Below are 19214 nucleotides of genomic sequence, written 5' to 3'. Positions count from 1 at the left end.
TACGTGAGGGCAAAACACGTTACCTCGGACCGTCAGTACAGAGATCCCTTCGGCGCCGTCCCTGTGGGCGGCGTCGTCGTACTGTGCATCGACGTCTGGGACGAGCCCGAGGCCCAGGCCAAGCTTCGCCTGTGGGTCGACGAGGGCGGCGAGAAGATCGTCGACATGGAGCCGGTCGAGGACTTCGACTGGGACGAGACGCAGGGGCCGCGGCCGCTGCGCTTCTCGGCCACCTTCGAGCCGGCCGAGCCCGAGGTCGTCTGGTACAGCTTCCAGGTGATCGCAGCCGACGGCGCCGTGTGGCGCTACGGCGCCGACTCGTCGCACGCCTGCGGCGAGGGAGCCTTCGCCTACGGCGACCCGCCGTCGTTCCAGATCACGGTGTACGAGCAGCGGCGCGAGGTCATGCCCGACTGGTACAAGGAGGGCATCGTCTACCAGATCTTCCCGGACCGCTTCGCGCGCGGCGCGGACTGGAGGGAGCGCACCGAGGCCGCCCTCGCCGAGAAGAGAAACGGCCCCGGCCGCCGCCTCGTCGAGGACTGGGACACCTATCCCCACTACGACCGCACCCCCGAGGGCAGAATCGCCAACTGGGACTTCTACGGCGGCACCCTCGAGGGCATCCGCGAGAAGCTGCCGTACCTCAAGTCGCTCGGCGTGACGGCCATCTACCTCAACCCGATCTTCGAGGCGGCCTCCAACCACCGCTACGACACGGGCGACTACCTCAAGATCGACGCCATGCTCGGTGATGAGAAGAGCTTCCGCGCCCTCTGCGACGACGCGCGCGACCACGGCATCTCGATCATCCTCGACGGCGTCTTCAACCACGTGGGCGTCGACTCCCTCTACTTCAACAAGTACGGCAACTACGGCGAGGGCGGCGCCGCCCGCGACGAGCACTCGCCGTACCGCGGCTGGTTCGGCTTCCGCGACGACGGCACCTACGCAAGCTGGTGGGGCATCGACGACCTCCCCGAGATCGACGACGCCAGCCCCGACTTCCGCGACCTCGTCTGCGGCCACCGCGGCGTCGTGCGCAAGTGGCTCGCCCTGGGCGCGCGCGGCTGGCGCCTCGACGTCGCCGACGAGCTCTCCGACGACTTCATCGCCGACATCAAGAGCGCCGCCCTCGCCGAGCGCGAGGACGCCCTTCTCATTGGCGAGGTCTGGGAGGACGCGTCGAACAAGCGCGCCTACGGCAAGCTCCGCAAGTACTTCTGGGGAGAAGAGCTTGACGCCACGATGAACTATCCCATGCGCCATGCGCTCCAGTTCTACCTGACGGGGCGCATCACGGCGGCCGACCTCGCGGCCGAGCTCGAGTCGCTGCACGAGAACTACCCGCGCGAGAACTTCTACAGCGCGCTCAACCTCCTGGGCAGCCACGACCGCATGCGCCTGTTCACGGTGCTCGGCGGCGCGCCCATGCCTGACGACATGACCGACGAGCAGTGCTACAACTACCGCCTCGACGAGTCGCACCGCGGGCTTGCCATCAGCAGGCTGTGGGTGGCCGCGCTCGTGCAGATGACGCTGCCGGGCGTGCCGTGCATTTACTACGGCGACGAGGTCGGGCTCGAGGGCTACTCCGACCCGTACTGCCGCGGCACCTACCCCTGGGGCCACGAGAGCCGCGACTGCTTCGACACGTACCGCAACGCCATCGCGGTCCGCAAGTCGCTGCCGGTCTTCGTCGACGGCGACTTCGAGCCCTTCGCCGTCAACGACGACGTCTTCGGCTTCTGGCGCCGCAACGACGAGTGCAGCGTCTGCGTGCTCGTGAACGCGAGCCTCGCGAACTCCCACACCGTGCGCATCCCCTGCGAAGGGGCGGCCGTCGACGACATCGTGACCGGCCGCGTGCCGAACGTGGCCGAGCGCGACGACGGCTCGCGCGAGGCCGAGGTCTTCATGTGGCCGCTCGGCACGTCGATCCTCTACTTCCACGAGCAGCAGCGCCTGCAGGCCCCCATGGAGCGCGGCATGGGCGTGCTCGCCCACATCACGTCGCTTCCCAACCTGACGCGCCCCGGCAAGCCCGGCACCCTGGGCGAGCCCTGCCGCCGCTTCATCGACTACCTTCACGACGCCGGCCAGAGCTACTGGCAGGTGCTTCCCGTGAACCCCACCGACGGCTTCGGCTCCCCGTATGCGGGCCTCTCGGCCTTCGCCGGGAACACGAGCCTCATGTGGGGCCTCGACGAGGAGGGCGCGATCCTCTCGGCTGACTTCGAGAGCACCCCTGAGTACCGCCGCTTCGTCGAGAAGAACGAGGACTGGCTGCTGCCGTATGCCACCTTCCGCACGATCAAGACGCGCGTCGACGACGAGCCGTGGCAGGAGTGGCCCGAGAAGTACCGCCGCTACACTCCCGCGCTCGTCCATGCGCGCGAGCTCGCCACGGGCGTCAAGCGCGAGTGCGAGCGCCAGTTCATGTTCATGCAGCAGTGGGAGGCGCTGCTCGACTACGCGCACGAGCGCGGCGTCAAGATCATCGGCGACATGCCCATGTACGTCTCGGCGGACTCGTCCGACGTGTGGGCGAACCCCGAGATGTTCTGCCTGAACGAGGACGGCTACCCGGCCCAGCAGGCGGGCACCCCGCCCGACGCCTTCGCCGTGGACGGCCAGCTCTGGGGCAACCCCACCTACGACTGGGCGCGCATGCGCGCGGACGGCTACGACTGGTGGCTGCGCCGCCTCGAGCGCTCCTTCGAGCTCTACGACTACGTCCGCCTCGACCACTTCCTGGGATTCTCGTCCTACTACACCGTGCCCGAGGGCAAGGGTGCCAAGGACGGCTCCTGGAACTTCGCGCCCGGCCTCGAGCTGTTCTGCCGCGCGTACGAGAAGTTCGGCCCGCTGCCCGTGGTCGCCGAGGACCTCGGCACGGTCACGCCCGCGGTGCGCGCGCTCGTCTCGGCGACGGGGTTCGCCGGCATGGACGTCGTGCAGTTCTATGACGGCGACGTGCGCGAGGGCTACGCGCCCGCGCCCGGCAAGCTGGTCTACACGTCGACGCACGACACGCAGACGCTTTTGGGCTGGACGCGCGAGCGCTTTGGCCTGCGCGCCGATGACGACGACACGTGCGCCCGCGCCGCCCAGCAGGCCGCCGACATCATGGACGCGTGCCTCGCGACCCCGGCCGACGTGGTCATGGTCCCCCTGCAGGACGTGCTCATGCTCGACGACACCGCGCGCATGAACGTGCCGGGCGTCGCCGCGGGCAACTGGACGTGGCAGGCCGAGCACGACCAGGTCGTGGCGTCCGTCGACACGCTCAAGGACCTCGCCGAGAAGAGCGACCGCGCGCGGTAGGGGCCCGTCCGCGCTGCCGGACGCCGTCCGTGTGCTGCGCGTGGTGCGCCCCGCGCCCCGCGCGGCACCGTATGACGTCTGGGTACAATGTGCTCATGTTCATCAACAGGGTCTCAAAGCAGCTCCTCTCCGCCCCGGAGCTGGCGCCTCTGCTCTCGAGCCTGAGGCAGGGCGAGGACGCGACGCTCGGCATCGCCCAGAGCGCTCGTCCGCTCATGGTCGCCGCCCTCTGGGCCGAGGATCCGCGCCCGTGCCTTCTGGTCGTCTCCGGGGAGGAGGCCGCCGACCGCACGGCGCGGGCGCTTTCCGCATGGCTTGGCGCCGACGTCGTCTGCCGCTACCCCGAGCGCCGCGACTGGCCGTGGGCCGCCACCGCGCCGGACGACGCCGTCGTCGGCGCGCGCGTGCGGGCCATCGCGCGGCTCGCGGCCGGCGAGCGCTGCCTCGTCGTCGCGAGCGCCCGGTCGCTCCTGCGCCGCGTGCCGCCCGTGGGGAGCGGCTACTGGGACAGCGCGACCTTCTCGGTGGGCGACGAGGTCGAGTTCGCCGACGTGGGGCGCATCCTCGTGGGCATGGGCTACACCGACCGCGGCGACGTGGGCGAGGTGGACGAGCCCGGCGCCTTCTGCCTGCACGGCGACGCCGTGGACGTCTTCCCCGCACAGGCGACCTCGCCCGTGCGCATCGAGTTCTTCGGCGACGAGGTCGACCGCGTCCGCCGCATGCTGCCCTCGACCGGACAGACCATCGGCGAGCTCGAGAGCGTCACGGTCGCGCCGTGCCGCGAGATCGCCCTGACCGACGAGACCGTCGCCCGCGCGAGCCGCGCCCTCTACAAGCGCGCGCAGGACTCGACCAAGGTCGCCGCCGACCTCGAGCTCATCGAGGCGCGCGCCGCCGACCCCACGCTCGACCGCTACCTCGTCGAGCTCTACGGCTCGAGCGCGAGCCCCATCGAGCACATCAGCCAGGACACGCTCGTCGTCCTGTCCGAGCCGCGCGCCCTCTTCGACGACTGCCTGCGCGCCGGCGACGACATCGCCCAGATGTCGAGAAACGCGGGCGTGCCGAGCGACGGCCTCTTCACGTCGGCGCGCACGCTCGACTTCGGCAGCCAGCAGCGCCTGCAGCTCTCGTCGATCCAGCGTGCGGGCTCGGGCGCGACCTGCCAGCTCGAGGTCCGCCAGCCTGGCATCGCCGGCTCCGACTCGAAGCTGCTCGGCCGCATGCGCCAGCTCACGCGCGACCGCGACGTGGTGCTGTTCGCCGTGCCCGACCGCGCCGCCCGCGAGGCCCTCGAGCTCAACTTCTCCGACGAGAACATCCCCTTCGTCGAGTCGCTCGCCTCCGCCGCCGAGAATAGCGTGCCTGTGTGCCCGCCGGCTGCTGCGGGGACCGCGGCCGCAGGCGGGACCGCGGCCGCGACGAAGGACGTGGCTCCTCTCGCCCGCGGCATGGTGACCTTCTTCGACGCGCCCGTGCCCGCCGGCATCGTGGTGCCCTCGGCGCGCCTCGCGGTCTTCTCGGTGTCCGACCTCACCGCGCGCATGGCGAAGAGCCGCCACCGCGCGCGACGGATCGACCCGACCACGGTGACGTTCCCGTTCAAGCCCGGCGACTACGTGGTCCACGCCACGCACGGCATCGCGCTCTTCTCGCAGATCGTGCGCCAGGAGGTCGGCGGGCGCGAGCGTGACTACTTCCTTCTGGAGTACGCCGGCTCCGACAAGCTGTTCGTGCCGCTCGAGCAGGTCGACCGCCTCACGCGCTACGTGGGTCCGGACGGCTCGAGCCCGCGCCTGACGCGGCTCAACACGGCCGACTGGTCGCGCGCGACGGGCAAGGCCCGCAAGAGCGCCAAGAAGCTCGCGTTCGACCTCGTGGACCTCTACACGAGGCGCTCGGCCGTGCACGGGTTTTCGTTCTCGCCGGACACGCCCGCGCAGCTCGACATGGAGTCGAGCTTCTCGTTCGACCTGACGCCCGACCAGGCGAGCGCCACGCAGGACATCAAGGGCGACATGGAGGCCCCGCGCCCGATGGACCGCCTGCTCTGCGGCGACGTCGGCTTCGGCAAGACCGAGGTCGCCCTGCGCGCGGCCTTCAAGTGCTGCCAGGACGCCAAGCAGGTCATGGTGCTCTGCCCCACGACGATCCTCGCGCAGCAGCACTTCGAGACGTTCTTCGCGCGCTTCGCACCGTTCGACCTGACGGTTCGCGTGCTGTCCCGCTTCGTGACGCCCGCCCAGCAGAGGCGCGCGCTCGAGGGCTTTGCGGCCGGCGACGTGGACGTACTTATCGGCACCCATCGCCTGCTGTCCGCCGACGTCAACCCGCACGACCTCGGGCTCGTGATCATCGACGAGGAGCAGCGCTTCGGCGTGCAGCACAAGGAGCAGCTCAAGAACATGCGCGAGCAGGTCGACGTGCTGACGCTGTCGGCCACGCCCATCCCGCGCACCATGCAGATGGCCATGAGCGGCGTGCGCGACATGAGCCTCATCCTCACGCCGCCGCCCGGGCGCCTGCCGGTCAAGGTCACGGTCTGCGAGTGGGACCCCGACGTGGTGAGCGACGCGATCCGCACGGAGCTCGCGCGCGAGGGTCAGGTCTACTACGTGAGCAACCGCGTGACGACCATCGAGGACGCCGTCGAGCGCGTGCGCGAGGCCGCGCCCGAGGCGCGTGTGGGCATCGCGCACGGCAAGATGACCGCCGCGCAGGTCGAGGATGTCATGCTGCAGTTCCAGGAGGGCGAGATCGACGTGCTCGTGGCGACCACCATCGTCGAGAGCGGCATCGACAACCCGCACTCCAACACGCTGATCATCGAGGACTCGCAGCGCCTCGGCCTGGCCCAGCTCTACCAGCTCAAGGGTCGCGTGGGCCGCGGTCGCCTGCAGGCCTATGCCTACTTCATGTTCCCGCCCGAGCTGCCGCTCACCCAGGAGGCGACCGACCGCCTGACGGCGATCAACGAGTACCAGGACCTCGGCAGCGGCATGCGCATCGCGATGCGCGACCTCGAGATCCGCGGCGCTGGTTCGCTCGTCGGCGCCGAGCAGCACGGCAACCTCTCGGGCGTCGGCTTCGACCTCTTCACGCAGATGCTCGGCCAGGCCGTGGCCGAGGCGCGCGGCGAGGCGGGGGAGACCGAGCCCAGTGAGGTCACCATCAACCTGCCGGCCGACTTCTACCTGGCCGAGGAGTACCTGCCCGACGTGGACCGTCGCGTGCTCGCGTACCGCCGCCTCGCGGTGGCCGCAGAGCTCGCCGACATCGACGCGCTCCAGCGCGAGCTGGAGGACTCCTACGGCGCACTGCCGCTTGCCGGGCGCAACCTCTTCGACCGTGCGCGCATCCGCATCCGCGCGCAGCGCCTGGGCGTGACGTCGGTCTCGCTCGCGAACGGCCGTCTGCACTATGCCAACATCGAGGTCCCGCGCGCCGTCGCCCTCAAGCTCAAGGAGCGCCGCGCGATCGTGTACCCGAAGACTAGGAAGATGAACTACCCGTTCCACACGGGTAAGGAGGAGGTGCTGCCCGCCGCCCTCGGCGTGCTCGAGGAGGTCGGCGGCGACGACGAGGAGGACTAGCGCCCGGACTCGCGGCCGCCGAGCGGCCAAGGACAAGGCTCTTCTCGCTCGGCTATGATTGCACCTACGTCTAGGTGAGGGGTTAACTCATGAGTCAGGACAAGCACAGGCTGCGGGAGATCTTCTCGGCGCGCAACCGCGACGACGGGCACGTGGACATGGCGCCCTACATCCGCGGCGCCGTGAGGCTGGTCCGTCTGAGCGACGGGCTCGTGCAGCCGCAGCGCTTCTACGAGAAGCAGCTCGAGACGCTTGCACAGAAGGGGCGCGGGCGGCGCGCGATGTCGACGGCGGGCGTGGCGATCGACTTCGTCACGACCGGCGACCACATTGCCTTCGACTGCAAGATCACGCGTCACCTCGATGCGGGACACAGGATCTACCGCGCCGTCGTGGAGCGCACGGGCGCGCTCGGCACCGCCGAGGACGGCGTGGTCGACGGCATCGACATCGTGGTGGCGGGGCAGAAGTCGTTCACCACGATGGTTCGCGACGGCCGCATCGAGCATGACTTCCCCAACCCCGACCACGTGCCCCTCGAGGTCATGATCTACCTGCCGACGATCATGAGCGTCGCGGTGGGCAACCTCGAGACCAACGGCACGCTCGCGCCGGCGGACGGCAGGCCATACCTGCTGGCGCTCGGCGACTCGATCACGCAGGGCTTCGTCGTGGGCAGCCCGTCTCTGGCCTGGCCGGCCGTCGTTGCGGCGCGCATGGGCCTCGACGTCGTGAACCAGGGCGTCGCCGGCTACACCTTTGACCGCGCGTCGCTGCGCGGGCTCTCGGCCATGCGCGGGGCGCCCCCGGCGGCGATCACGGTCGCCTACGGCACCAACGACTGGTCGCGCAAGCCCACGGCGCGCGCGATCCGCCAGGACGCCCAGCGCTACCTCGACAAGCTGGCGTGGTACTTCCCGAGCACGCCCATCTACGTGGTGTCGCCGCTGTGGCGCGCCGACGTCGAGTCGGGGGCGCCGAGTGGCGTGGAGCTGACCTGGGTCGGCTCGATGCTGCGCTCGTGCTGCGACGCTCACACCAACATGTACTACGTCGAGGGCTACGACGCCATTCCCGAGAACCCCGTCATGCTCGCCGACGGCTACCTGCACCCCGGCCCCGTTGCGGCCGGCCTCGTTGCCGAGCGCGTGATGTCGGTCGTCTCGCAGACGTTCGTCCCGCTGTCGGCCGCGGCCGCGGGGCTTTTGGGCGACGCGGCTGCCGGCGATGAGGCCGCGCCTGGTGCGGCCGCGGACGGCTCGGCGGACGCGACCGCGCCGATCGCGGGGACGGCGCTCGCGCGGGTCCCGTCGGGCGTGCCGCGATCGGGACGCGCCGTGGCCGAACCTGCCGGCGAGATCGTGCTCGCCTCTGACGACGTGCTCGACGCGGACGAGTCGCCGCTCGAGATCGAGCTCGGGCCCATCGAGCGCGTGGACGACGAGACGCGCGCCCGCGTCGGAGCGCCGCGCACCCACACGGAGTTCGACCGTCTCGTTCGCACGATCTGGAGGCTGCGCCAGCCCGACGGCTGCGCGTGGGACCAGGCGCAGACGCACGAGTCGATCACGCGCAACATGATCGAGGAGGCCTACGAGGCCGTCGACACCATTGCCGAGGGCGACGCCGACCACTTGCGAGAAGAGCTTGGCGACGTGCTCGAGCAGGTCCTGCTGCACTCCCAGATCGCCTCTGACGAGGGCGAGTTCGACGTCGACGACGTGTGCCGCGAGCTCAACGAGAAGCTCGTGCGCCGCCACCCCCACGTGTTCGGCGACCTCTTCGGTGAGGGCGAGTCTTCGGACAAGTCCGCCAAGAGCGAGGGAGACGTGCTTGAGATCTGGGACGAGGTGAAGCGCCGCGAGCGCGCGGGCCGCGAGGCCGCGGGAGCGCAGGAGGGACTTCTCGACTCGGTTCCGCGCTCGCTGCCGGCGCTCCTGCAGTGCCAGAAGATCTCGAAGCGCGCCGCCAAGGCCGGCTTCGAGTGGTCGAGCGTCGACGAGGTCTGGGACCAGGTCGTCTCGGAGCGCAGGGAGTTCGAGGACGAGGAGCGCGGGAGCCAGGAGGCGCTCGAGGAGTTCGGCGACATCCTGTTCGCGCTCGTGAACGTCGCGCGCCACGAGGGGATCGACGCCGAGGAGGCGCTCGCTGCCAGCAACCGCAAGTTCCGCCGGCGCTGGGCGCGCATGGAGGCGCTCGCGCGCGAGATGGACGCGGACCTCTCGAGCCTCGACACGGGTGCCCTCAACGAGCTGTGGGGCTACGTGAAGGACGAGGAGCGAGGCATCCTCGACGAGTCCGACGACTAGCCGCCCGACAAAAGATGTGAAGTGAAGGGCCTGTGCCGAGAGCGGCGCAGGCTCTTCTCGCAAGCCGTCTACCAGCGTAAGCTGTCCGCCCGCGCTTGATTCGTGGATGTCGGGCGCTTCTGGGCGCCGCGCGTGGCGCGCTTTGGTATAAATAAGGAAGCGTTTTATAGCCGGCAAACAAACCTAAATCGAAGCGACGGCATGGGATACGACTACTCCGCACAACCTGGCATTGCCATCGACCCGCGCGCTGCGCGCTGGGGCGAGCGTGAGCGCGCGACGCGTTCGCGCACGGCCACGCGTACCACGGGCAGGCGCCCCTCCGAGGGGAGGGCGGCCGCTCGCTCTGCCGCCGGCCGTCGCGGTGACGTGCGCTCTGCCGATGCGCGCCGTCGCGCCTCGCGTGAGGCCGCCGCGCCCGAGGGCGTCGTCGATCGCGCCCGCGCCGCGGGTGGCGCCGCCGCAGGTGCCGGTCAGTCCGTCGTCGCGTTCTTCGCACGCCATCGCATCCTGACGGCGACCCTCGTTGTGGGCGTGGCCGTCGTCGTCATGCTGTTCGGGCCGATCCGCGACTGCTACGTCGCTACGCGCACCAATGAGGACCTGCGCACGCGCTACGAGGCGCTGCAGGGCCAGAACAGCGAGTTCACCAACGACATCTCCAGGCTGCAGACCCGCGAGGGCATCGAGGACCTGGCGCGCGAGCGCGGGTTCGTCGGCGCGGACGAGACGAGCGTCACCGTGCAGGGTCTGCCTGAGGAGAAGAAGAGCGGCGCGGCGGGCAAGCCGACCTACGTCGACAACCGCGACTTCACGCAGCGCACGCTCGACGGGATCTTCGGCTACGACCCGGCCGAGGCCTACGAGTGACGCGAGCCGCCTGCATAGACATCGGGACGGTCACCGCGCGCCTGGCCGTGGCGGACGTCGCGCAGGGGCGCGTGGAGCGCATGCTCAAGCAATCGACCATCTGCAACCTCGGCGAGGGGCTCGAGGCGACGGGGCGCATCTGCGACGGTGCGCTCGAGCGCGTGACGACGTGCGTCGACGGCTACCTCGCGATGGCGCGGCAGGCCGGCGTGCGCCTTGCGTGCTGCACGCTGACGTCAGCCGCGCGCGACGCCTCCAACTCCGACGAGCTGCTCGCCGCCCTCGCGCGACGCGGGCTTTCCCCCGAGGTCATCTCCGGCGTGACGGAGGGTTCGCTCACGTTCCTCGGCGTGGCCCAGGGCTTCGGCGGCCGCCGCGTCCTCGTGGCGGACAGTGGCGGCGGTTCGACCGAGCTCGCGGTGGGGCGCATCTCCTCTGGCGAGCTCTCGCTCGAGCGCGTGCACTCCGTCGACGTCGGCGCCCGTCGCGCGACCGAGCGCTTTGGCCTCTCGGGGGAGGGCGGGCCCACCGATCCCTCCCGCGTCGCCGACGCCCGCACGTGGGCGCGTGAGCTCATCGGCGAGGCGCTTGCGGCGGAGAGGATCATGGAGCTCGCGCCGGAGCTTCTCGTGGCCTGCGGCGGCACTGTGACGACGCTCGTCGCCATGGAGGCCGAGCTTGATCCCTATGACTCGCGCTTCGTCCACCTGCACGAGCTCTCGCGAGACGCCGTCGAGCGTCAGGTCGAGCGCCTGTGCGCCCTCGACGTGGAGGGGCGTGCCGCCCTCAAGGGGCTGCAGCCCAAGCGCGCCGGCGTGATCCTCGGCGGCGCAGCCGTGATCGCGTCGCTTCTGGAGGCGACAGGGCTCGACTCCCTGACGGTGAGCGAGAGCGATTTGCTCTTCGGCCTTACCATCTGCGCGGGCGCGGCCGCGGACGGAGCCATCGCCCCGTTCGGCTGGAGGCCCCAGCTCGCCGTGATACAGTAGGAACTCCGGCGGCCGTGACCTCGCGACCGACCCTTTGGGGGTATGGCGGAACTGGCAGACGCAGCGGACTTAAAATCCGTCGACTTCGGTCGTGTGGGTTCGAGCCCCACTACCCCTACCATCGACTGCGCGCGACTCGCACCCGACGGGTGCGGGTCGCTTTTGCATGGCGCATCCGAACGCGCGTCCCCGGGGAGCCGTGATGCTCTGGCCGCACGGAGTCAACGCGCGCAAAAGCACCCCTCCGTGCAAAGATTTTCGATGAGCTCATGCAGTTTCACGGAGCGATTCGCGAGATTACGAAACGGACGCAGAAAATTACTCGAATTTCAGAATGGACGCAGAAAATTACTCGGATTACGGATTTGTCACGCCGGATTACTCGAATTACGGAAAAGTCACCTGAAATTACCGAGATTACGGATTTGACACCGGAGCGCCGAGGGCCTTGTCAAGATACGCGCAGCTAGGCGAACTGTCACAAAATCGTACGCGGCGCCGAAGTGCGTCGAATCTGAAATCTGGGTAATTGGCCGTGTCGATTCTGAAATCTCGGTAATTATCTGCGTCCATTCTGAAATCCGAGTAATCGACGACCCTGGCATCCCCGCCCTCTCGCGCAAACGGTGTAGATTGCCTCACTCATGGTCCCGGCGCCCTCGCGTGTCACCTTGCCGCGCTATAGTATCGCCTGTACACAATCTGTCCTGTATGCGAGTTGTACACGTCGAGCGCTTGGTTCGCCTGTGCCGCGTGTGCTCGCCGTCATATCCGATGGGATGAGACATGCCCCCCATACCCCATGAGTTTCCCACGCCGCATGAGCCCGTGGCGTCCCCTGACGAATCGACCCGCAGCGTCTCGCGGCTCTCAGCCGATTCGCCCACGCCGCTGCACGTGCAGCTCGCCGACGCCATGCGCGCCAAGATCTCCACGCTCGAGTGGCGCCGCGGCGGCTACATTCCCTCCGAGGCCGACCTCATGGCCGAGTTCGGCGTGAGTCGCGGCACCGTGCGACGCGCCATTGGCACGCTCGCGAGCGAGGGGTTGCTCGTATCCCGCAAGGGGAGCGGCACCATGGTTGCGTCTGGCGGCATCGTGCGCCCCGACGGCGCGCGCTCGTTCTCGTTCGCGGCGTCGCTGCGCGAGAGCGGCGTGCGCTACGTCACGCGCGTGCTCCAGAAGGAGGTGCTCGAGGCCCCCGAGAGCGTGGCCGCGGCGCTGCACGTCGATGCCGGCTCGCCCGTCCTGTTCATGCGTCGCGTGCGCAGCGTGAGCGACCACCCGGTCGTCTGCCAGGAGAGCTGGTCCAACCTGCGCGCGTGTCCGGGGCTCGACGAGGCCGACTTCGAGCAGGAGTCGCTCTTCGACGCCGTCGAGCGCTGCTCGGGCGGACGCATCGCGCTCTCGCACATGCACTACCTCCCGCGCCTCGCGGGGGAGGAGCACGGCGGCTACCTCGGCTGCTCGCCGAGTGAGCCGGTCATCGTGCTCGAGCAGACCATCGAGCTCGAGGGCGCCACGCCCATCGAGTGGAGCCACACCTGGATCGGCCCCAATCAGTCCATCGTCGGCGTCTCGCGCCAGGCCGACGGCCTGCCCGGCCCGCTCGACCTCGAGGGCTTCGCCGCGCCCGCGGCAGTCGGCGCCCGCGAGGGCGACGCCGAGCGCGCGCTGCGCCGTCGCCTCGAGCTCGCGGCCCTCGACGTCCGCCGCGGCGTGGTCGAGTGGGGCCACCGCTACGAGGGCAGCGCCTTCCACTTCGGCGGCGCGCTCTCCATGGCCGAGATCGTCGCCGTGCTGTTCGGCGAGGTCATGTGCTGCGGCCGCGACGCCGGCCGCGCCGTCAGCTGGGAGGAGCGCGACCGCCTCGTCGTGAGCAAGGCCCACGCGTCGATCGCCCTCTACCCGGCCATGCTCTCCCGCGGCCTCATCTCGCAGGACGACGTCGACCGCGGCCTCTTCGGCCCGGACGCCACGATCTTCAAGCACCCGAGGCGCGACCCTGCGCGCGGCCTCGAGACCGCCGGAGGCAGCCTCGGCATGGGGCTCGGCTACGCGGCCGGCCTCGCGCTCGCGCTGCGCCGCAAGCAGCTGCCGTCGCGCGTCTTCTGCATCGTGGGCGACGGCGAGTGCGACGAGGGCAACGTGTGGGAGAGCGCGGCCTTCGCGGGCCACGCGCGCCTTTCGAACCTGACCGTGATCGTCGACGCCAACGGCATGCAGCTCGACGGCCCCACGTCCGACATCCTCGACAATGGCCCCATCAACCGCAAGTTCGCCGCGTTCGGCTTCGACGTCGTCGAGGTCGACGGCCACGACGTGCTCGCGCTCGCCCGTGCCCTCGCGCGCACCGGCGACCGCCCGCGCGCGGTGGTGGCCCGCACCGTCAAGGGCCGCGGCCTCTCCTTCGCCGAGATGTGCGCCGAGTGGCACGACAAGGCCCTGACCGAGGAGCTCTACCAGCAGGCCGTGCGCGAGCTCGACGCCCGAGAGGAGGCGATCGCCGGTGAGTAGCACCAAGGTGAGCCCCGCACTCGTCTCCGCGGACGAGGCCACGCTCTTCTCCGCCATGAACCACAAGCAGACCTTCGGCCACGTCATGGGCGAGCTGGCCGAGAAGAGCGACGACCTCGCCGTCGTCGTGTCCGACTACGGGCGGCGCCTCTCGCTCGACGGCCTGCGCGCGTCGCGCCCGGAGGCCTACGTGCAGTGCGGCATCGCGGAGCAGAACCAGATCGAGGTCGCATCCGCGCTGGCCAACGAGGGGTTCCATACGTTCGCGCCGTGCTACGCCACGTTCATTACGTCGCGCGTGCTCGACCAGGTGCGCGTCAACCTCGGCATGATGCGCTCGCCGGTGGCGCTCGTGGGCGTGAGCTGCGGCTGCGAGGCCGCCATGCTCGGCGCGAGCCACATGTCGCTCGAGGACCTCGCCATCATGCGCATGATCCCGAACCTCGAGGTCATCGCGCCGGCCGACACCGTGGAGCTCGCGAGCGTCCTGCGCGACCTCGCGGCGCGGCCGCGCCCGGCCTACGTGCGCGCCAACGAGCTCGACGGCGCCTGCCTGCACGCGTCCGGCGCGAGCTACGCGCCCGGCGCGGCGCAGCACCTCTATGTCCCGGCGGGTGTCGCGCCCGAGGTCGCCATCGTCTCCACGGGAACCATCTCGTCGCGCGCCGTCGACGCGGCCCGCATCCTCGGCGAGCGCGGCATCGCGGCCGAGGCGATCGAGCTCGCGAGCGTCAAGCCGCTCGACACCGCCGCGCTCGACGCGCTCTGCGCCGCAGGGGTCCGGCTCGTCGTGACCCTCGAGGAGCACTCGCGCGTGGGCGGCCTTGGCGGCGCCGTGGCCGAGCACCTCGCCGAGCGCGCCTCGACGCCCGACGCGCCCACGCCTCGGCTCCTGCGCCTCGGCATGCCCGACGCCTACCTCGAGGCCGACTCGCAGCAGGCCCTGCTCGAGCGCGCGGGGCTCTCGACCGAGGCCATCGCGCGCGTCGTCGCCGAGCGCCTGTAGCGCCGCCCGGCCCGCGCGCCCGGCCCCGGGCGCCTAGCCCGAGATGTAGACGATGGCTGCCGCCGCGTAGATCGCGGCAATCACGAGGTAGACCTGCAGGATCATGCGCCACTGCGCGACCAGCAGCCCGGCGAACTCGCGCAGGAACGCGTTCGGCCAGAAGTACGCGCGCGTGCGGCTGCCCACGCCCTCGACGCGCATGCCGGCCTCGTGGGCGCAGACGTAGCCGCGGAACACGTGGTAGTTCGTGGTCGAGAAGAGCACGCTCCTCTCCTCCACGCTCACGCCCGCGTGCGCCTCGATGGCCTCGCGCGAGAAGGCCATGTTCTCGCGGGTCGTGGTCGAGCGGCCCTCGAGCACGATGCGTTCGTCGGGGATGCCGTGCTCGCGCAGGTAGGCCGCCATGCTCTCCGCCTCGCTCATGGGCTCGTCGGGGCCCTGGCCGCCGCTCGGCACGAACGTCACGGGCGCGTCGCCGGCCTTTTGGCGCTCGGCGTCGAGGGCCAGTGCCGCGTCGATGCGCCCGGCCAGCAGGGGGCAGGGGGTGCCGTCGGCGCGCAGGCCGCAGCCCAAGATCACGAGGTAGTCGCCGCCGCGCCTGGGCCTGTGCCGCGCGGCGAGCCACGCGCAGACCACGGTCGCGAAGAGCAGGCACTCGCCGTAGGCCACGGCCACGGCCTCGCAGGTGCGGAACACCCAGATGAACTCGAAGGACGCGCGCAGCTCGTACAGGGCGTCATGTGCGAAGGTCAGCACGAGCAGTGTTAGGCCCCAGACCACGCTCACGGCCACGCCCAGCATGTTGACCGGGCGCAGTCCCTCGCGCGCGATCAGCCAGACGTTGCTCAGCGACACGAGCAGCGCCAGCACGGTCACCGGCATGATGGTCGCCGCCACGAACCAGTCGGCCGTCTGCGTGAGCGTCGCCACGAGGTCCGCCAGGCTCGTGATGCCGCCGTCGAACGCGAGGAACACGAAGAACGCGAGCTGGAACGAGAAGAACAGCAGGCCGCCTGCGCACGAGACCATGGTGTAGCCGAACCACGCCTCGCGCCTCAGACGCACGAGCGCCGACAGGAACAGCGCCGCCACGGCCCCCATGAAGACGCAGAGGCTCACGTGCAGCGACTCCCACCCGGCGAACCCGTGGCCCTCGCAGGTGATGACGCCGTCGATGACGCGCACCCGCCGCGGCGCAGGCCCCAGGGTCGTGTCGCCCTCCCGACGCGTCACGTTGACGGTCGCCTCGCCGTCGCCCAGCGCGCGCAGCTCGATGCGCGCGTGGTCCCCGTCAGGCGTGAGCCGCGCCGAGGTCACCTCGATGACCCCCGTGCGGTCGAGCGTCACGTTCGCAGGCGAGAAGGACGCGGCGTCCGTGGTCGACTCGCCCCCGGCAAGATCGGGCAGCGTGCCCCTGATCGAGTAGGTCGACCCGTTCGCGTGCACGTAGACCCAGCATGTGACGGCCAGCGCGACCACGAGGGGCACCAGCAGCAGGAACCGCTTCCAGATGCCCCTGCTCGGGTCGTCCTTGATGCGCGCGGTCCTCGCTGCTGCGGCCATGCTCTTCTCCCCAATGTCGTCAGATGCGCCCGCCCCATCGCGCGACGGGGCGGGCAACGTGTCATATGTCACCACGCGCGCCGCGCAAGCCGCGAGCATGCCGCGCAACGCCGCGCTACGCCTGGCTCCTGATGTTGTTCGCGACCCAGAACATGAGCGCCGACGCGATCATGCCGATCGCCGCCATGAGCAGGTCGCCCTGCTGCGACGCGGTGATGGCCAGGTTGGCGATGCCAAGCACGAGCCCCGCGAACGAGACGGCCCAGACGGGCATGATCCGCGTGGCGTCGCGTGCCGCGCGAAGCCCCAGCGCGCCCTCGACGAGCGCGAACAGCCCGGCGAGAAGAGCCAGCACCCCCAGTATGGAGTACGCCTGTCCTGCGATGCTGACCTCGAGCGCGGCCGCCGCCTCCGTGGCGATGCGTCCCGAGCCGACGCCCAGGAACGTGCCGCCCGAGAGCGCCACGACGCCGGCCACGATGGACAGGACGCCGAGCGCGACGTCAAGCACTGAGAGGACCCTCAGGTACTTCTGGGAGGCGGGACGATCCATGGCGCGACCTGCCAATCCGTCATGAAAACGATGGCTGAATCGTAGCATGGGCAACGTCGCGCGCCGTCGCCGCGTCGACGAGCGGGCGCAGGTCAGCGGCCAGGCCACGCGCCCGTCGGCGTGTCCCGCCCCTAGCCGGCCTGCCGCGTCGCATAGATCTCGTTCATCACCTGCGACAGGTTGTCCAGGTCGTAGAAGCTCGAGTAGTCGTGCAGCTCGGTCTCGACGCGCTTGCCGCCGAACTCCGCCACGCGCCGCTCCTTCCTGGAGCCGGCACGCTCGAGCAGGTCGACGTCGACCGGCACGCCGTCGTCGATCTCCTCTCCCGCGTCGTTCACGAGCCTGGAGATCCACGACGAGTGGCTGTAGACGAGCCCCTCCCCGGTCAGGTCCCTCTGCACGCTGCAGCTGCCGCCGCCAGAGCGCTCGCCGATGATCGGGACGCCGGCGTCTTTCATGAGGCAGGGCAGCTGGTTGCCGCACGAGTAGCTGTAGCCGCTCGTGAGCACCGCGAAGTTGAGGTCGGAGTAGTCCACCGCGTCGTCCGCCTCGTCGAAGCGCCCGTCCAGGTTGCGGTCGACGTCGAAGCGCTCGGTTATGGTCTGCCCCGTGATCGTGTTCTGGAAGCGCTCGCGCTCGCGGCGTGCGACCAGGCTCGTGATGAACATGACGACGTCGTCCGACCCTCCGTCGTTCTTCGAGACGTCGAGCACCACGTTCCTGACCTCGGGGTCTGCCTTCGCCTTGTCGAGGGCGTCGAGAAAGAGCGCGATCGAGTCCACGTTGCCCTTGGAGGTGGATGACTCGTCGGCGATCGGCTCGCTGCCCGATGGGCGCGGCCCCGTGCCCGCAAGGAAGGCCCTCCAGCCCTTGATGTCCACGTCGTCGACCGAGTCGAGCACAATCACGGCCGTGTCGCCCTTCTTGACGTAGGTCTGGTCGCCAAACGCCTTGTGCGCGAGCTCCTTGCACGTCAGCTGGATGGTGTCGATCGGCGCCATCTCCTCGGCATGCGCCTTGATGAGCCTGTTGATCGGGTCACTCTCGTCCCTCCCGAGCTTCTGGTAGCGCTCGTACAGCCCCTTGTGCGCCTCGCTCTCGCTGAGTCCGGAGGTCTGGACGACGTCGATCATCGTGTGCCCGTCCTTGTTGAGCGTGCTGCTCAGCCCGTCGCACCCATGCAGGTACATGGCATAGTCCTTGGCGAGAAGAGCCTCCCTCACGGCCCTGCCTCCCTCGCCCAGGGCGTCGAGGTGCGCCTCGAGCCCCTGCGTCTTGAGCGCCTCGCTCGCGCAGGCGGGCCTGCCGTAGAAGACGTCGAACGCGAGGCGCAGCTGGGCGTAGTCGAAGGCGACCATGTCGTCCGGACGCTCTTCTCCGTAGTAGAAGCCCGTGGCAAAGTCCTCGTCGCGCTCGGTGAGCGGCCGCAGGTCGTTCTCGTCGTTCACGTAGAGCTTCTTCCCGTTGAACAGGACGTAGTCGTAGTGCAGGTTCGTGAAGAAGGTCGACAGCGTGTGCACGGGCATCCACAGGCCGTCGTCGCCGTCGCGCACGGCGATCCCGTAGGTCGAAAGGTCGATCACCGCGGGCGCGGCCTCGCGGTCGTAGTCGGCGCCCGCCACGCGCACGAGCCCCATGCCGTCGAGGTAGAGGTTGTCCATGCCGAGCTGCCTGCGCGACATCGTGTTCGCGAAGGCGGAGAAGTCCGCCGAGAAGAGCGTGCCCCTGGCGGGGTCCACCACGGCCGTCCCGCCAAGCCCGTGCTCCATCGCGGCGTCAGGGCTCGCGCCCGTGTGGGTCTCGACGCGCCAGGTGCCGTCGTCCTGCCTGGTCGCGTCCATCTGGCCCTGCGGCATCAGGAGCCGGTAGTAGTCGCAGACGTTGATGTAGGCGACGTTGGGCATGTCGTCGTAGAACCGAAGCGTCGCGTGCTCGTCGGTGGGCCCCTCGCGGAACACCTCGACCTGCCTGGTCGTGTGGTCGCCCTCGTGCGTGCCGCCTGCCCGCGGGTCGACGGCCTGTGCCGCCCCCGGCGCGGCCGCCTCCTTCGGTGCGGTCGCGCAGCCGCAGCCCAAAAGGCAGGCGAGCACGAGCGCGGCCGTCGCCGCGCGCCAGGGGTGACGTCTCGTCGTGGTGCTCATGCGGTGTCCCTTCGGGCTCGCCGGCACAGTCGCCGCAGTCGCCGCCGGGCGGCCCTCCGCTGCGGTCGGCGCGCCTGCGCGGGCGCGCCCTCGTGATGCCACGTTACTAGGAGCGGCCCGCCTTGTCATGCGTCGGCCGCGGCAAATCCGCGAGTCGCCCTCCCCGCGCACTCGTGTGCCATGCTCTTCTCGCACGAAAATGGGCGGGCCGACGCCGCCTGCGCCAGCCCGCCCGTCATGTCAGTGGTGCCCCCAGCGGGAATCGAACCCGCCTCTGCACCTTGAAAGGGTGCCGTCCTAGCCGATAGACGATGGGGACCTGTGCCGCGCGCCGCCATGTGCG

The 19214-nt window shown here is 70.0% G+C and carries 10 protein-coding genes, 2 tRNA genes and 1 pseudogene; 9 read left to right on the top strand and 4 right to left on the bottom strand.

Annotated features, from left to right (window positions below; translation table 11 throughout):
• Positions 1-3: 3 nt before the first annotated feature.
• From M5D76_RS01370 to M5D76_RS01325, 9 genes and pseudogenes are all read left to right on the top strand, one after another.
• Positions 4-3327: a 4-alpha-glucanotransferase gene (locus M5D76_RS01370; protein WP_248921609.1), complete on the top strand. Its 3324-nt coding sequence runs from the start codon at positions 4-6 to the stop codon at positions 3325-3327.
• Positions 3328-3422: 95 nt separating this feature from the next.
• Positions 3423-6923: a transcription-repair coupling factor gene (gene mfd / locus M5D76_RS01365; protein ID WP_248921608.1), complete on the top strand. Its 3501-nt coding sequence runs from the start codon at positions 3423-3425 to the stop codon at positions 6921-6923.
• Between the two features lie 89 nt (positions 6924-7012).
• A pseudogene (locus M5D76_RS09240) lies at positions 7013-8032 on the top strand (SGNH/GDSL hydrolase family protein); the annotation flags it as partial.
• 315 nt (positions 8033-8347) lie between these two features.
• Positions 8348-9232, top strand: a complete 885-nt coding sequence (mazG, locus tag M5D76_RS01355) for a nucleoside triphosphate pyrophosphohydrolase (protein WP_428847223.1) — start codon at positions 8348-8350, stop codon at positions 9230-9232.
• A gap of 201 nt (positions 9233-9433) precedes the next feature.
• Complete coding sequence (locus tag M5D76_RS01350) at positions 9434-10102, top strand: hypothetical protein (RefSeq protein WP_248921607.1); 669 nt, start codon at positions 9434-9436, stop codon at positions 10100-10102.
• Complete coding sequence (locus tag M5D76_RS01345; RefSeq protein WP_248921606.1) at positions 10099-11091, top strand: Ppx/GppA phosphatase family protein; 993 nt, start codon at positions 10099-10101, stop codon at positions 11089-11091. Before M5D76_RS01350 ends, M5D76_RS01345 begins: the two co-directional genes overlap by 4 nt.
• Before the next feature lie 36 nt (positions 11092-11127).
• A tRNA-Leu gene (locus tag M5D76_RS01340) sits at positions 11128-11212 on the top strand.
• Positions 11213-11877: 665 nt separating this feature from the next.
• The gene (locus M5D76_RS01330; protein ID WP_283102003.1) at positions 11878-13608 is read left to right on the top strand and encodes a UTRA domain-containing protein; all 1731 of its coding nucleotides are present in this window, start codon (positions 11878-11880) and stop codon (positions 13606-13608) included.
• Entirely contained in the window at positions 13601-14614 is a 1014-nt protein-coding gene (locus M5D76_RS01325) for a transketolase family protein (RefSeq protein WP_248921605.1), read from the top strand. Before M5D76_RS01330 ends, M5D76_RS01325 begins: the two co-directional genes overlap by 8 nt.
• A gap of 33 nt (positions 14615-14647) precedes the next feature.
• On the opposite strand, the gene M5D76_RS01320 is transcribed toward M5D76_RS01325, so the two are convergent.
• The 4 genes from M5D76_RS01320 to M5D76_RS01305 all read right to left on the bottom strand — a co-directional run bounded on the left by M5D76_RS01320 (position 14648) and on the right by M5D76_RS01305 (position 19190).
• Positions 14648-16177 carry a YdcF family protein gene (locus M5D76_RS01320; protein ID WP_248921604.1) on the bottom strand — a complete coding sequence of 510 codons (1530 nt, stop codon included), beginning with the start codon at positions 16175-16177 and terminating at the stop codon, positions 14648-14650.
• A 115-nt stretch (positions 16178-16292) separates the two neighbouring features.
• Entirely contained in the window at positions 16293-16730 is a 438-nt protein-coding gene (locus M5D76_RS01315) for a hypothetical protein (protein ID WP_248921603.1), read from the bottom strand.
• A 131-nt stretch (positions 16731-16861) separates the two neighbouring features.
• Positions 16862-18871, bottom strand: a complete 2010-nt coding sequence (locus tag M5D76_RS01310) for a S41 family peptidase (protein ID WP_248921602.1) — start codon at positions 18869-18871, stop codon at positions 16862-16864.
• 244 nt (positions 18872-19115) lie between these two features.
• Positions 19116-19190: transfer RNA gene (locus M5D76_RS01305), tRNA-Glu, on the bottom strand.
• Between the last annotated feature and the right edge of the window lie 24 nt (positions 19191-19214).

This window comes from Olsenella intestinalis (assembly GCF_023276655.1).
Taxonomy (GTDB): domain Bacteria; phylum Actinomycetota; class Coriobacteriia; order Coriobacteriales; family Atopobiaceae; genus Olsenella_J; species Olsenella_J intestinalis.
The sequence above is the reverse complement of the archived record's forward strand: the minus strand, read 5'-3'. Positions and strand labels throughout refer to the sequence as shown.

Coding starts and splice junctions, on each gene's coding strand:
- M5D76_RS01310 (WP_248921602.1), bottom strand. CDS start 18,871: ATGAGCACCACGACGAGACGTCACCCCTGGCGCGCGGCGACGGCCGCG.
- M5D76_RS01315 (WP_248921603.1), bottom strand. CDS start 16,730: ATGGATCGTCCCGCCTCCCAGAAGTACCTGAGGGTCCTCTCAGTGCTT.
- M5D76_RS01330 (WP_283102003.1), top strand. CDS start 11,878: ATGCCCCCCATACCCCATGAGTTTCCCACGCCGCATGAGCCCGTGGCG.
- mfd (WP_248921608.1), top strand. CDS start 3,423: ATGTTCATCAACAGGGTCTCAAAGCAGCTCCTCTCCGCCCCGGAGCTG.
- M5D76_RS01320 (WP_248921604.1), bottom strand. CDS start 16,177: ATGGCCGCAGCAGCGAGGACCGCGCGCATCAAGGACGACCCGAGCAGG.
- M5D76_RS01350 (WP_248921607.1), top strand. CDS start 9,434: ATGGGATACGACTACTCCGCACAACCTGGCATTGCCATCGACCCGCGC.